This window comes from Rheinheimera sp. SA_1 (assembly GCF_001669775.1).
Classification (GTDB): Bacteria; Pseudomonadota; Gammaproteobacteria; order Enterobacterales; family Alteromonadaceae; genus Pararheinheimera.
Genome location: NZ_LXWK01000017.1, coordinates 297,561 through 312,786, shown reverse-complemented (window position 1 = coordinate 312,786; position 15,226 = coordinate 297,561). Strand labels below are relative to the sequence as shown.

At 50.5% G+C, this 15,226-nt stretch carries 11 protein-coding genes; 5 read left to right on the top strand and 6 right to left on the bottom strand.

Annotated elements, in window-relative coordinates; translation table 11 throughout:
• Nucleotides 1–9 precede the first annotated feature (9 nt).
• On the bottom strand, nt 10–1,335 hold the full coding sequence (locus tag A5320_RS16920) for a GntP family permease (RefSeq protein WP_231916761.1): 1,326 nt from the start codon (nt 1,333–1,335) through the stop codon (nt 10–12).
• Between the two features lie 320 nt (nt 1,336–1,655).
• On the opposite strand from A5320_RS16920, the gene A5320_RS16915 reads away from it, so the two are divergent.
• The 3 genes from A5320_RS16915 (at nt 1,656) to A5320_RS16905 (ending at nt 6,390) form a co-directional block, all read left to right on the top strand.
• Nucleotides 1,656–3,878 carry a TonB-dependent receptor gene (locus A5320_RS16915; RefSeq protein ID WP_068067606.1) on the top strand — a complete coding sequence of 741 codons (2,223 nt, stop codon included), beginning with the start codon at nt 1,656–1,658 and terminating at the stop codon, nt 3,876–3,878.
• A 213-nt stretch (nt 3,879–4,091) separates the two neighbouring features.
• Nucleotides 4,092–4,739, top strand: coding sequence for a response regulator (locus A5320_RS16910; protein ID WP_068067603.1), 648 nt, complete (start codon nt 4,092–4,094; stop codon nt 4,737–4,739).
• Nucleotides 4,740–4,950: 211 nt separating this feature from the next.
• Nucleotides 4,951–6,390 carry a GGDEF domain-containing protein gene (locus A5320_RS16905; protein ID WP_068067600.1) on the top strand — a complete coding sequence of 480 codons (1,440 nt, stop codon included), beginning with the start codon at nt 4,951–4,953 and terminating at the stop codon, nt 6,388–6,390.
• Here A5320_RS16905 and A5320_RS16900 read toward each other — a convergent pair.
• Nucleotides 6,379–6,864 (bottom strand): LabA-like NYN domain-containing protein, encoded by a 486-nt coding sequence (locus tag A5320_RS16900; protein WP_420849751.1) that lies wholly within the window; start codon nt 6,862–6,864, stop codon nt 6,379–6,381. The two genes, A5320_RS16905 and A5320_RS16900, sit on opposite strands and share 12 nt — an antisense overlap.
• Before the next feature lie 220 nt (nt 6,865–7,084).
• On the opposite strand from A5320_RS16900, the gene A5320_RS16895 reads away from it, so the two are divergent.
• Complete coding sequence (locus A5320_RS16895; RefSeq protein ID WP_068067597.1) at nt 7,085–7,555, top strand: DUF1456 family protein; 471 nt, start codon at nt 7,085–7,087, stop codon at nt 7,553–7,555.
• 351 nt (nt 7,556–7,906) lie between these two features.
• On the opposite strand, the gene A5320_RS16890 is transcribed toward A5320_RS16895, so the two are convergent.
• The 4 genes from A5320_RS16890 to A5320_RS16880 all read right to left on the bottom strand — a co-directional run bounded on the left by A5320_RS16890 (nt 7,907) and on the right by A5320_RS16880 (nt 13,441).
• Nucleotides 7,907–8,983, bottom strand: a complete 1,077-nt coding sequence (locus A5320_RS16890) for an AI-2E family transporter (protein WP_068067594.1) — start codon at nt 8,981–8,983, stop codon at nt 7,907–7,909.
• Nucleotides 8,984–9,113: 130 nt separating this feature from the next.
• Nucleotides 9,114–10,754 carry a hybrid sensor histidine kinase/response regulator gene (locus A5320_RS22300; RefSeq protein ID WP_231916760.1) on the bottom strand — a complete coding sequence of 547 codons (1,641 nt, stop codon included), beginning with the start codon at nt 10,752–10,754 and terminating at the stop codon, nt 9,114–9,116.
• The gene (locus A5320_RS22295; protein WP_231916759.1) at nt 10,729–12,648 is read right to left on the bottom strand and encodes a hypothetical protein; all 1,920 of its coding nucleotides are present in this window, start codon (nt 12,646–12,648) and stop codon (nt 10,729–10,731) included. Before A5320_RS22295 ends, A5320_RS22300 begins: the two co-directional genes overlap by 26 nt.
• A 40-nt stretch (nt 12,649–12,688) precedes the next feature.
• Entirely contained in the window at nt 12,689–13,441 is a 753-nt protein-coding gene (locus A5320_RS16880) for a 3-hydroxybutyrate dehydrogenase (protein WP_068067591.1), read from the bottom strand.
• A 466-nt stretch (nt 13,442–13,907) separates the two neighbouring features.
• Between A5320_RS16880 and A5320_RS16875 the strand changes: the two genes are divergently transcribed.
• On the top strand, nt 13,908–15,155 hold the full coding sequence (locus tag A5320_RS16875) for a DUF819 family protein (protein ID WP_068067588.1): 1,248 nt from the start codon (nt 13,908–13,910) through the stop codon (nt 15,153–15,155).
• The last annotated feature ends 71 nt before the right edge of the window (nt 15,156–15,226 follow it).

The following is a 15,226-nucleotide window of genomic DNA, read 5'->3' as shown; positions in this document are numbered from 1 at the left end:
CAACTCCGGTTAAAACAATTCAAATAAGCCAATCGCCAGCAGAGTACCAAACAGCGGCACAATAACCGTGACAATCGCCACCGGTCCATAAGCATTTTGGTGCGATTCGCCACAGATAGCACGAATGGTGGTGACGACATAACCGTTATGCGGCAGTGAATCTAAAGCACCTGATGAAATGGCCACCACCCGGTGTAACTGTTCAGCATCGACACCGCGATCGAGATAAGTTGGGGCTATTTCGGGCAACGCAATCACTTGCCCACCGGAGGCAGAACCGGTGACACCGGCAATCACGCTGACAGCAATGGCGGCGCCCAATAGCTCAGGCCCGGGCAGGTGGGTCATTTGTTGCACTATGCTGTCAAAAGCGGGTGTCAACTTAGCGACGCTGCCAAAACCAACAACTGCCGCAGTGTTACCAATGGCCAGTAATGCGCCGGTAACGCCATCATTCAGCGCTTTGTCCAGGTTCTGCACATACCGTCGATTCAGTAAATACAACGTCAGTACACCACCGCTAAGAGCAACAATTAACGCTGCTTGTTGCAGGCTATGATGCAACCAGTTGGATAAGCCGAGCACGACGAATAACGGAATAATCCCCAGCAGCGGATGTGGCAGCGCGCGGCCACCGACCATGGGATCGCTGTCGCGGCCTTCAAATTTTTCGCCTTTAGCCACGGCGTTGTTAATCATATTGCGCAGCCAGGCATAACCAACTGCGGCCATAAAAATTGCCACCACGAGGCTCACTTCCCAGCCAGCGTAAGGTGAGGTTTTTAAGTATTGAATGGGGATCCAGTTCTGAATTTCCGGCGAGCCAGCCGATGTCATGGTGAAAGTCACCGAGCCCAATCCCAGCGCTGCCGGAATAAAGCGTCGTGGCAGATTGGCATCTTTAAACAAACTAACGGCCATCGGGTAAGCTGAAAAAGCGACCACAAACACACTGACTCCACCGTAAGTCAACACGGCGCAGGCTAAAACTACCGCCGCCACCGCATGGGCTTTCCCCAGTTTATTGATGATTGCGAGCGCCACTGCATCGGCAGCGCCGGTATGTTCCATCAGTTTGCCGAACAAAGAACCTAATAAAAACATTAAAAACCAGGCGCTGACAAAACCAGCAAAGCCATTCATATACCCATGAATAAAATCAGTGCTGCCAGCCGTTTGCCAGAATGGAATACCGTTGGTCACTGCCACCAGTAAAGCGCAGAGTGGTGCCAGAATAAACAGGTTAAACCCCCGCATCGTCAGTAAAATCAGCAGCAACAAACCAGCCAGCAGACCTGCCATGCCAAGCATCGAACCCCAAGCAGCATCGAGCATAAAAACATCCTTCTTCGCTTTTTCTGCAGTCTGATCTATCCGCCTTCACATCTCTATAGTACTAAGGTACAGATTAACATTTGCTCAGATCGGCCTAAAGTAGAGACAACTAAACAAAAATAACCACTAGCAAGATATAGCCAAAATCATTGATGGTGCAGGTAGGCGACGAGTGAGTGAGACTGGAACGCCAGCCCGACCCAGGAGCATAGTGTACTATGTGACTGGGTCGGACTGGCGCCCCAGCGAACGAGCGAAGTCAACACCCCTGCAACTTCAAGGATGAAGGCTATAGCCGACAGATCAGCAGGAGACGCCTTATGGCCCATAACAATAACAAAGCCTTACAACCTACTTTACTCGCCGTTGCCATTAGCACTGTTCTGTTTGGCACAGCATTGCCGGCAGCTGCGCAACAGGCTGCACAAGCTAAAGACAAAGAAACCGCGGCGCTGGAAGTGATCCAGGTCACAGCCCGGCGCACTGCCGAAAATCTGCAAACGGTGCCGGTGGCGGTGACGTCGATCGGCGCTGAAGACTTAAAACAAAAAGGCATTGAGAACATTACTTCGGTGCAGCAGTACTCGCCGAACACCACGTTACAAGTGTCGCGTGGCACCAACAGCACCTTAACGGCGTACATTCGCGGTATCGGCCAGCAGGATCCACTATGGGGTTTTGAACCTGGTGTCGGTATTTACATCGACGACGTCTATATGGCACGGCCACAAGGCGCGGCGCTGGATATTTATGACGTAGAACGCATCGAAGTATTGCGCGGTCCACAGGGCACTTTATACGGCCGCAACACCATTGGTGGTGCGGTGAAATATGTCACTAAGGCACTGAGTGGCGATAACGAATTCGCAGTGCGTGGCACCTTGGGCAGTTATGGTCAACAAGACTTAAAACTATCCGGTCAAACCGCTATTACTGACAAACTGTTTATCGGTGCGGCTGGTGCTGTGTATCAACGTGATGGTTTTGGTACTTATTTAAATACCGGCGCGGAAAACTACGATAAAGACATCGTCACTGGCCGCATCAGTCTGCAATATCAGGCGTTAGATAACTTACGGTTTGCTTTTGCCGCTGATGACACCCAGGATGATTCAAATTCTAAGGGGGGCCATCGTCTGACGCCAAGTTTACTGACCAAAGAAGCGCCGCCAACCAACGTCTTTGATTCCAACACCTCGATGCCGGAAGATAACTCGGTTGAAACCAGTGGTCAGTCTTTAACGATGACCTGGGATGTGAATGCCGACTGGACCATCAAAGCAGTGTCGGCCAAACGTGAAGGGGTGACTGACACCAATATTGATTTCGACTCGACTCGTTTAGCCTCGTTAGACGTACCGGCTTTTTATGAAGACGAACAAACTTCACATGAACTGCAGTTTCTGTATAACAGCGATAAACTGAAATTTGCTTCTGGCATTTACAGTTTTAGCGGCGAAGCCTGTGGCGCTTTTGGCACTGTAATCGTCGCAGGTGCCGGTGTGACGGTAGAAAACGGTGGTTGTGTCGATACCGACTCCATCGCAGCCTATGCCCAGGGCTCTTATCAATATAGTGATCAGTGGTCTTTCACCTTAGGCGGTCGTTACACCAAAGATGACAAAGATGCCAACGTGTTCCGCTATATGTACTTAGGCAACAAGCACCCGAGAGTGAGTGGCGGGACGATTTTGCAGGTGCAAACTAACTTTGAAAACAGCGCCAGCTTTAATCATTTTTCACCCCGTGTTGGTTTTGAATTTCAGGCGACTGATAGCGTGATGTATTACGGCAGCTACACCGATGGCTTTAAATCGGGTGGTTTTGATATGCGCGCAGTGAAAAGTTTAAACCCAAGCGCCGATCAGCCATACCAGCCAGAAACAGTCGATACCTTTGAACTGGGTGTAAAAAGCGAATGGTTTGAACGTCGCCTGCGCCTAAACGCTGCGGTATTCAGTTCAGCTTATGACGATATGCAAGTGACAGTTCAGCGTGCTGTTGGCAATAACGTCGCTTCACAAGTGCTGAACGCTGCCAGCGCCAGTATCGATGGTTTGGAATTGGAAGCCACTTTGGCGGCGACTGATGCACTGCAGCTGAATCTGATTGTTGGTTACACCGACGCCAGTTTTGATGAAGTGCGGGTGTTTGATATTCCGTCACAATCGGTGATTGATGTTTCTAACCTGTGGTCATTCGCCAACACGCCAAAACTAACCGGCACTTTTGGTGGTAAGTATGTGCTGGAAGTTGGCGGCGGTGAGCTGGTGTTAAACGCGGCGATGTCACACCGCAGCGACACGCAGATTTTTGAACTGCCTTCAATGCTGGATTTTGGCAGCTACACCTTGTTTAACGCTGGCGCGACCTGGTACGCACCGGACGGTCACTGGGATGTGTCGTTGCAAGGTCGTAACTTAGGCAATAAAGAAGTGCGGATCGCCGGTTACAACTTTGCGCTGCTGGCTGGTGAGCAAACCATCACCGGTTATTACGCCGACCCACGGACTGTGAGTCTGTCAGTGGGTTACCGGTTCTAAAACTGGTTTTTAACTGTTATACCCAAAATCATTGGAGTCGCAGGTAGGCGGCAAGCGAGTGTATCCCCATGAGCATAGATTTCTATGCGATTGGGGTGAGCAAGCGAAGCCAACACCCCTGTGACTTCAAGGATGACGGGGATAAAACATGTTGCCGGGGCGTAAGCACTGGTTCATGATGTTTGTTGTCCCGAACTTACCAGACGGCCACTGATGATTGCCATAATTGCTGACGACCACCCGCTGTTTCGTGTTGCCCTGTCACAAGCATTGCAGACTATTCTTGGACCTTCAGCCGAGCTGTTCCAGGCGCATAGTATGGCGCAGCTTTGGCCACTCCTTCGCACCAACCCAGATACCCAATTGATACTGCTGGATTTAAAATTACCGGATGCCGAAGGTTTTGCTGGCCTGACCGCACTTCGCACCGAATACCCTGATATCAGCGTGTTGATGGTGTCGGCGATTGAAGACCCCGCCGTGATTAAACAAGCGTTGCAACTAGGTGCTGCTGCATATTTACCTAAATCAGCACCGCTGGAAGTGTTATCCGATGCGGTGGCGGCGGTGCTCAATGGTGATCGCTGGCTACCGGCGGAACTGCAAACCGCAGTAGCGCAGGCCAAAGATTTGATCGACCGCGATTTTGCCAGCCGCCTGGAACAACTGACCCCGCAGCAATTTCGGGTGCTGAAGATGATTGCCGATGGTTTGCTGAATAAACAAATCGCCTATGAAATGAATGTGCAGGAAACCACCGTCAAGCAGCATGTGTCGGCGATCTTGCGCAAACTGGAAGTCAATAACCGCACCTTAGCCGGCATTTTATTCGAAAAATTAAAATTGCCTGACAACCTCTGAAGAGCGCTGCGCCAGCCAAAAATCACGCGCGAGCTCGCCACAAACATCGGGTAAAATTTTAAGCCAAAGGATTCACGATCAACAGCAGAAACTGCTATGGTGATGCTTTGCGGACTTCAGTCCGCTTCCTGATGTTTGTGGTAGGTTGAACCTTGTGACGAGCGGTAACGCAGAACCAACTGTGGTAGCGAATTCCCAGACCGGAAGATTGATGCAATTATTGCAGCGGTCGGGGCTTGCTCGTGATTTCGCTTTATTCGTGTTATGGCTGTTGATTTGGCTATGTGGTCTGATTGTCGAATACACGGCGCATGCCAGTGTCTGGTTTCCAAGTGCCGGGCTTACTTTTGCCGCCATGCTTGTGCTGGGGTTGCGGGCAGTCCCGGCTCTGATGGCTGGATGTGTGCTGATCACTTTTTTTAGTGTGCAGCAGTATCAATTACCTCTGGATTTTCAACAAAGCCTGCAAGCCGGTTTATTATTTGGACTGGCGCATATCTTACCTTACGGCGCCGGAGCCTGGTTGCTGCGAGTGCTGGCCAAGCATGGCTCTCGACATTTTCCAAAATTGGTCCTGCAATTTTTACTGATTGCTGCAGGCAGTGCGCTGGCCGCTTCAGTGCTGGTGATCACACAGCTGGTGTTATGTCAAATGTTGCCTGCTGCTGAAGCCAGCGCGACCTGGTTGCCGTTCTGGATTGGCGACCTTGCAGGCGTCGTGGTAATAGCGCCTCTATTATTTGCTTTGCTGACACGACTCAAGCCATCGGCGCTGTTGCGGCTGACCGATGTTGCCGGACTTCAACAACTACGCTGGAGCCGCGGCGTCAGTGCAAAAATTTTGCTGAATATCACTTTAGTGATGTTGGTGATGCTACTCGCCAAGCTGACCCACTCAGAGAACAGTGCTTTTGCCATCTTCTTTTTATTGATCCCACATATGTGGCTGGCCTGTACTGAATCTGCGTTGGTGAATGTGATTGGGGTTGCCATCAGTAGCATCTTGATAGTGTTGTGGGTACATCTGTTTGGTTTGATGGAGTTTGTGATGGTCTACCAATTTGCCATCACGGTGATAGCTGCCAACACCTTGTTTGGGTTGGCATTACCGGCACTGATTGAAGACAATATCCGGCTGCGGCAAGTGGCGTTCACCGACAGCCTGACCCAAACCGCCACCCGCGAATGGCTGGAGCAACAAGCGGGTCTGGAAATTTTACGTCATCAGCACACCGGTTTATCGCTGTCTTTGGTGTTATTTGACGTCGATCACTTTAAACAGATTAACGATGAATATGGTCATCAAGTTGGTGATCAGGCGTTGGCCACTGTTTGCCAGATTGCCCGCCAATATTTACGTCCAACTGATTTGCTGGCGCGTTATGGCGGTGACGAGTTTGTGTTGTTGTTACCTGATACCAGTGCCGATGCGGCTGGAATTATTGCCGGCCGGATCCTGGCGCAGTTACGGCTGGTCCGCGTCGCTGACTTAACCAATATCACCGCCAGTTTTGGTGTGAGCCAGTATCTAGCTGGCGAAGACTACAGCACATTATTTGCCCACGCTGACAAAGCACTGTATCAGGCAAAACAACAAGGGCGGGATCAGGTGCAACTGTATGCTGACGCTTTGGCGCTTTCAACCGCCTAACAAATCATCGGCAATCGGCTGATAGCTGTCGGCGCTGTTAATCAGGGCATGCGCGGTCAGGCCGGGTACACCATAAACGGTACTTTTGCACTGAAATCGCTGCCGGATTGCTTGCAGCAATAAATCAAAATCACCATCGCCGGATAACAACACAATTTCATCGACCGCTTCGGCTTGTTGCAGCACATCAATCGTGATGCCGACATCCCAATCGCCCTTGGCGCTGCCATCACTGCGCTGAATAAATGGTTTGAGTTTGACGGTAAAACCAATGTGGCGCAGCGCATCCTGAAACTTGCGTTGCTGATCGTCCGCTCTGTCTATGGCATAGGCGGTAGCCTGCACAATGTCGCCTTGATGTTGCAATTGCTGCCAGAAACGACGGTAGTTAAACTGCCGGCCATAAGCCTGACGACAGGTGTAATAGATGTTTTGTACATCCACAAACACGGCGATTTTTTTCAACAACAACACCTGCAGCAAATAACCCTGAGTTGCCGACTATAACATGGAAGCCCACGCATTCAGCCTTTACTTATGCCGGGGTTTTGGTGTTGTACTGAAATGCTGCGCCTTATTCAAGCTGAACTGAAGGCACAGCAGCGCGGATTTTCAGCGGAAAATCTGCTACAGTGTCAGCTGTTTTTGACTTCGTCACTGCAATATTGCAGTGCACCCTTTTCAGGATATCGTTGTGACCAATAACCAGACTTTACGCCGGCTGCGTTACGCCTTTGATTTTAACGACAGTACGATGATCAAGATTTTTGCGCACGGTGGCCTTGAAGTCAGCCGCGCCCAAATCAGTGACTGGCTGAAAAAAGACGATGACGCTGCCTTTGTCGCGATTGCGGATCCTGAATTGGCGATATTTCTGAATGGTCTGATTATCGAAAAACGAGGCCGTAAAGAAGGTCCACAGCCAGAGCCAGAGCAAAAACTGAATCACAATATTGTGTTCCGCAAACTAAAAATCGCTTTGGATTTAAAAGACGAAGATATTCTGGCGTTGTTGTTGTTGTCAGATTTTCGCTTAAGCAAACACGAACTGAGCGCGTTTTTCCGCCGTCCGGATCATCACCATTTCCGCGCTTGTCAGGATCAGGTGTTACGCAACTTTATCAAAGGTGTGCAGCTGAAATTCCGGCAGGATAGTGAAGACTAAAACCGAAGAAAAGGTTTTAAAAAGCAGCATAAAAAAAGCCCCGGCGCAGTGGTCGGGGCAAAAAGCCTTGTGATGGATATACCCTTCATCCTTGAATATTCGGGGGTGTTGGCTGCCTTCACGAACCCCAGTCACATAGAACAGCTATGCTCCTGGGGCTTCGCTCAGTTGCCGCCTACCCGAATCTCCAATGATTTTGGGTATAAACTACAACATCACCAGTGCTCGTACGTCAGGGTCTGACAAAGTCTGCTGCAGAACTGTAAAACTGCAGCAGCGATCAGCAAGTTACGGAACAACGCCATAGTACCTGACGACAGCTCATAAGATAAAATCGAATATACCTGACTGTTAATCAGTTAAAATCTGCGTAGCGGGATCATCTTCTTCATGTAACCATTCCCGCCAAATTGCCACCAGTAACGCCATTAACACTGGGCCAATAAATAACCCGACCATGCCCATGGTTTGCACGCCGCCAATCAGACCAAAAAATGTCGGTAAAAAAGGTAATTTTACCGGGCCGCCGACCAGATTGGGCCTAATGGTTTTATCAACAATAAACAACTCGATACTGCCCCACAAAAACAAACCGACACCAGCGGTTAAATCGCCGGTGCCCACCAGATAGACTGATAACAAAGTAAAAGCCAGTGGTGCGCCGCCAGGGATTAATGCCATAAAGCCGGTGAGCACGCCAAACGCAACCGGGGAAGGCACCCCGGCAATCCAATAGGCAGTCCCCAGCACCAAACCTTCGCCAATGGCGATAATGGTCATGCCAATGACCGTTGAGCTGACAGTGGCCGGCACCACACGCGAAAAACGATTCCAGCGACTAGGTAAGATGCGCTCGCCAACGGTATCCAGCTGGCAGGCCAATCTTTCACCATCTTTGTATAGAAAAAACAAGGTGATCAGCATAAACAATAAGGTCAGCAATAAACCGGCGGTGTTCCAGCCAAAGGTCAGCACCCAGCGTGAAATACCACCCAATTGCTCGCCGCTAATCATACTGATCACTTGTCCAAGCTGATGTGGCTGACCCAGATACAATTGCCATTGTTCGGCCAGGGTTTCACCAACCCAGGGCAGGGCGTTGATCCAGGCTGGCACCGGTGAGCCATATTCATTGACGCTGGTCAGCCAGAAAATCCAGCCACGAATTTCGTCCATCGCATAGGAAAATACCATGGCCAGCGGGATCACCAGACCAATCACCATCAGGATCAACGCGACAGTGGCTGCCAACATTGAGCTCTCGCGGCAATAGTGTTTTAACCTCGAAAATAGCGGCCAACTTGCAAAGCAGATGATCAGCGCGGCCAGCACCGGCACCAGAAAACCAATAAAGAAAAACACCCCGGCAGCCAGAATAAGCACTAATAAAGCGCGGCTAATGGCGGCATTGCTGACAATTTGTGACATCAAAAAGCTCCTACGGCGAACAAAGCGGGGACGGGAATATTGAGAGTAACATCTTCAGCTTATTTCCGCTCGGTCATGGGTGTTCTGCATACCGATATGCGGGGTAAATGCTTGTGCGCGCTCAGAATTTCTAACGCAACAACCTTTGCAACAAGCGTTTTAGCGTCGCCGCTTTCAGTGGTTTCAGCATAAAGTGAAAACCGGCATTCAGCGCGTGATCGCGGGTTTGTTGTTGTTGATCGGCTGAGTGGATCACCACCGGGCATTGCACGCCAAAATGTTGCTGCAGCTGGGTGGCAACGTCGACGCCGGTGGCGCCCTGGTCCAGATGATAATCAAACAGTAGCAAATCTGGTGCCGGACCTTGTTGCACGAGTGCCAATGCCTCGTTTGGCTGGGTGATTGCCAACACTTCACATTGCCAGCTGCGCAGCAATTCGGCCACAGCGTTTAACAGTTGCGGTTCGTTATCCAACAGCAAAATCCGTTTACCAGCGAAATTCGCTCCAGGTTCAGGCAAGCGTGTGCTCTGTGGCGTGCTGGTTTGTTGTGTAGTGATGGGCAGCTCTACGGCAAAACAACTACCACGGCCAAGTGCCGATTGCAGGGTCAGCGGATGTTGTAATAACAAACTGATGCGTTGACTGATGGCCAGCCCAATGCCTAGCCCTTTGTGGTCGGCTTGTGGACCTTGCTGAAATTCCTGGAAAATCTGCCCTTGTACTGCTTCGTCAATGCCGACTCCCGTGTCATGGACCTCGATCCGCACCGCCGGTTTGCCTGTTGCATCCCGGCAACGCCGTACGCCAAGCAAAATTTTACCGGAATTGGTATAACGAATAGCGTTACTGACCAGATTCTGCACCACCCGTTTTAATAACCTTTCGTCAGTCAGCACATTAAGTTGACTGGGCCGATAGTGAAATTGCAGGCCTTTGTCACCGGCCAATAACGCGGCTTCGCGGGCGATTTGGTCGAGAATTTGCCGCAGCGCGACAGGTCCTGGTTGCGCCCGCACCACGCCGGAATCAAGTTTGGTTAGCTCCAGAATGCTCGCAAGAAGTTCTTCAGCCGAATTTAATGATGCGGCCAGGTTTTTACTTAAGGAGCGGATATTGTCGTCATTCGCCTGTTCGCGGATCAAACCACAAAACAGCGCCGCCGCATTAAACGGCTGCAACAAATCATGACTGGCGGCGGCGAAAAAACGATTTTTGCTGGTGGTTTGTTCTTCCAGTTGCAGCTTGGCCTGAGCCAGTTGCTGGTTCAGGTGTTCCAGCTCGCTGGTGCGGCTCAATACCCGTTGCTCCAGCGTATTATTGCTTTGCTCTAGCTCTTGTTGGACTTCAATAAAAGAGCTGACATCGCTGTAAGTCGTCACAAAACCACCACCTGGAAGCGGGTTGCCCTGCATTTCAAATACCCGGCCATCCGGCTGACGCCGCTGAAATTTATAGCTGCTGCCCTGGCGTAAGAAGTTCAGCCGTTTATTGATTTCCTGCGAGATGGTCTGTGGATCTAACATCGGCTCCGCTGCAGCGCCGGGTGTTGATAATGGCGCAAACCAGCCACGTTCGGCGTTATAACGGATGAGTTCCGCCACCGGTTTGCCGACTTCGACTAAACCAGGCGGATAAGCAAACATTTCCAGATAACGTTGATTCCAGGCCAGAATGCGTAAGTCGGCGTCGACCACACTAATACCCATGCTGATATTGTCGATGGTGGCACGCAGTAACGCCTGATTACAAAAACACCTGACTGGCTTCATCGACAAACCGCGCCACTGATTCGAGCGGTAACTGACTGTTTTTACTGGCGGCATTGAGTAGCAGCCGCATCGAAGCACCACCGACCACCGCCGCTAAAGAGCGCTCCACCCCTTGCAATAAATTCGATGCAGCAAGTTTATCCAGCGCCGGATTGCTGGTTTTCAGATACCGTTGCAGCAGCTGGCGGGCTTCACGTTCGCCGGCAAAACGGCGGACCAGTAAATAACAGTCCTGTACCGTCAATTGCGGCACCGGCACTATTTCAGTTTTTAGTGCCCGGCGCAAAAAGCGGCCGCTTTCCAGCCATTCACCAACGCGGGTATTACTGAGCTGACTTACCAGCAGTAACATCGCAACATTCACCGATAAACTGAGCAACACCCCGAGGCTGACACTGTCGAACTGGCCGCCAAACAGCGCCGTGGGTGCCAACCAACTGATGGCAAACGGGCCTTGGGTCAGCCAGTCCCAGTTCAGTAACCCCGCGCGGGCTAATTCCGGTAATAATAAAATGTAGGCCCAGAGCAAAGCGCCAGAGCTTAAACCGGCCAGTGCCCCCTGACGATTCACTTTGCGGCTGGTCAGCCCCAAAATCAGTGCTGGCGACAGCTGCGCTATCAGCGCAAACGCCATCAACCCAAGCTGGGCTAAGCCAGTTTCAGTGCCAATCCAGCGATAATACAAGTACCCCAGTGCCAGCACCGTTAGCATTGAGATCCGGCGTAAGGTGGCGATTTTTATTCTGGGACTGCCGTCAGCCGGTTGTTGTTGCTGGCGGTAAATTAGCGGCGTCAGTAAATCGTTGGTGATCATAATGCCCAGCACCACGGTCGCAACAATCACCATACTGGTGGCGGCAGAAAATCCACCTAAGTAAGCCAGCAACGCCATATCTGTGCGATTGGCCGATAACGGCAGTTGCAGCACCACCAAATCAATATTGGCATCTGGCCCCAGTAACATCATGCCGGCCAGCGCAATGGGCAGCGTAAACACACTCATCAATAATAAATAAATTGGAAACACCAGTCGCGATAAATGCAGATGGCGTAAGTGCTGAATTTCGACAAAATTGACGTGAAACTGCCGCGGTAAACATAAAGTCGCCACAAACCCCAGCAATACGTGGATCCAATACACCGATGTCGGCAATGCTTTTTGTTGTAATTGATTGACCGCCGGATGGGTTGCTGCCTGACTGAAAATACTGCCGATGCCGTCAAACAAACCCCAACAGACAAAAATACCGACGCTTAACAACGCCAGTAATTTCACCAGTGATTCAAAGGCGATAGCGGTCATCAGTCCCGGATTTGGCTGATGTGCTTTGGCGCTGCGGCCAACAAACAACATCGCAAACACGGCCAGCCACAAACTAACGTACAGGCCGGTATCCTGATACCAATGCAGGTTGTCGTCGCGGACCACCAGCGCGTTGATGCTGGTCGACACCGCCTGCAGTTGCAGGGCTATATAAGGGATCACGGCGGTAAGTACAATCAGTGTCGTGAGCACGGCGAGCAGGCGCGAATGGCCAAAACGGGTGGCGATAAAATCGGCGACAGAAGTAATACGGTAACGGCGACAGGCAATAGCGATGCGGGCGATCAGGCCAAAGCCAAACCAGAACAGCAATAACGATCCGATGTAAGTCGGGGGGATCCACCAACCATTCACCGCTGCTTGCGCAGTGACGCCATAAAAAGCCCATGAAGTGCAATAAATGGCTAAAGCAAAACTAAACACCCAGGGCGCCAGCGGGTGATGGCCGGTAACACGCCGGCCAAGCCGACCGACACTGTACAGCACCACCAGGTACAACAGTGACAAAGCGGCAATGGTGCCAAGGCCAATATTACCCTGCGATAAAATCATCGGCGGCGCTTGAATCATTCAGAGAAGTCCCTGATTGTGCCTGAGTTTTTTGTGATTGTCAGCGGGCGGTCCAGCCGCCGTCCAGCACCAGCGTTTGGGCGGTCATATGCCTTGTCGCGGGCTGACATAAAAACAGCGCGGTGGCAGCAATTTCATCAACACCAATAAAGGCTTTTTGCGGCATCGGCGCCAGCATAATTTGCTCAATCACTTGTTGTTCGGTGAGGTTGTGCTCTTTGCACTGCGCAGCAATTTGCGACTCCACCAAAGGGGTGCGAACATAAGCCGGGCAAATGGTGTTAATGGTGAAGTTAATATCGCCATTTTCCAGTGCCACCACTTTGCTAAAACCCAACAAACCATGTTTGGCCGCTACATAAGCCGATTTAAACGGTGAGGCTATCAGCGCGTGAATAGAACCTATATTGATGATTCGGCCAAAATTACGCTCGCGCATGCCAGGCAGCAACGCTTTGCTCAGCATTGCCGGGCCAGTCAGCATTACTTGCAGCAGCTGTTGCCACTTGTGTTCCGGGAAATCTTCCAGTCTGGCAACATGTTGAATGCCAGCATTGTTAATCAGCACATCAACGGCGCCGACAGTGGCTGCAGTATGTTCAATGGATTGTTGTGAATTTAAATCGAGCAGCACAGCGCAGGCTTGGTAACCGTTCGCTGTTAGTTCTGCCGCTTTACTGTTAACTAGCTCGGCATTTAAATCGGCCAGAATGACTTCGTAACCAGCCTTGGCAAATTCGGTCGCGACCGCAAAACCGATGCCACCACCGCCACCGGTAATTAACACTTTCATTTGGATGTCCTTCTGACTGATAGGGTTGCGATGCTCTATCGCTTTGATGTCTTTCGATGCTAGTGGTGGTTAGGAAGACGTGCAACGCTACTTTAGTGCTATGCCTAAAGTGCTATGCCCAAGGTCGCAATCGACCTTATTGTAGTGGTGCGATTTTAATCAGCTGTACAAACACCGGACTGAACATGAGTAATTTTTATCTAAGTTAACCTATACTTTTACCGCTTATCACAAAAAAATAGCATCAGACCGTCAAACTGGCCGACCAGCTTTGCCAAAGCCAAGTTCTATGCTAGATTGCGATCAAATAGAAAAAATATAAGTCTGGTCGACCAAGCGATTTTAGCCCCAGAAAAACTGCGTTAAACCACACTTCACTGCGACTGTTGCTGTGAGCTGGTTAAGTTTCCAAGATGCTGCATTGCGACGTTAACCTTGTCCACGAATAACAGTTGGGGATCTGCTGATGCAATCAACCGCTTTAATTACCAATGATGCCGTGGTGCTGGGCTTACTCGCCTTGACCCTCGGTTTTGTGTTTCATACCAGCCATAGTTCTCACCCGGGATGGCAGAAATTTTATCGTTATGTCCCATCAATTTTGCTGTGTTATTTCATTCCAGCTCTGTTTAATAGTTTCGGCATTATTGATGGTGAAAAATCGGAACTGTACAAAGTGGCTTCGCGTTATCTGCTACCGGTTTGTCTGGTGTTATTAACGCTGAGTATTGATTTTAAAGCCATCATTGGGCTTGGGCCTAAAGCGTTAATCCTGTTTCTAACAGGAACTGTAGGTGTGGTTATTGGTGCTCCTATCGCGTTATTTACTGTAGGTCAGTTTTTCCCGGAACAACTGGGCGGTGACGGTGCCAATGCAGCATGGCGTGGGATGGCAACAGTTGCCGGTAGTTGGATCGGTGGTAGTGCCAACCAGGCGGCAATGAAAGAAGTTTACAACGTGGGTGGTGATATTTTCTCAGTGATGATTACCGTTGATGTGTTGGTAGCCAACATCTGGACTGCGATCTTGTTATGGATAGCTGCCAACTCGGTTCGTATTGATAAAGCCAATGGTGCTGATACGACAGCCATCGAACATTTAAAAGCCAAAATTGAAAAGTATCAGGCGGAAAACTCGAAAAATCCAACCACTGCAGATTTAATGAAGTTAGTGGCGATTGGGTTTGGCGTGGCGGGCCTATCACATCTGCTGGCGAACTGGATTGCGCCATGGATTGAAGTGAACGCGCCGCAACTAGCGATGTACAGCCTGACCAGCACGTTCTTCTGGTTGGTGGTGCTGGCGACGACTTTCGGCTTGTTGTTATCGACCACCAAAGTACGCGAGCTGGAAGCCGTCGGCGCGTCAAAAGTTGGTTCGGTGTTTATTTACATTTTAGTCGCGACCATTGGTATGCATATGGATGTAACGGCCGTGATGGATTATCCAGTCATGTTCCTCGTTGGCATCGTCTGGATCAGTATCCATGCTGGCCTGTTGTTGTTGGTGGCAAAGCTGATTAAAGCGCCAATGTTTTTTATGGCGGTGGGTAGCCAGGCAAATATCGGTGGTGCAGCTTCAGCTCCGGTAGTAGCGTCAGCCTTTCATCCGTCACTGGCACCGGTAGGTGTGTTGTTGGCGGTATTAGGTTATGCGCTGGGTACTTATGGTGCTTATATCGCAGCATTGATGATGCAGGCAGTTGCGCCTTAACCTGATGACAGGTTCGCCGGGCATGCCAGTCGCCTAAAGTAAACTGAATGTCATTAAAAAAGCCCTGTTGG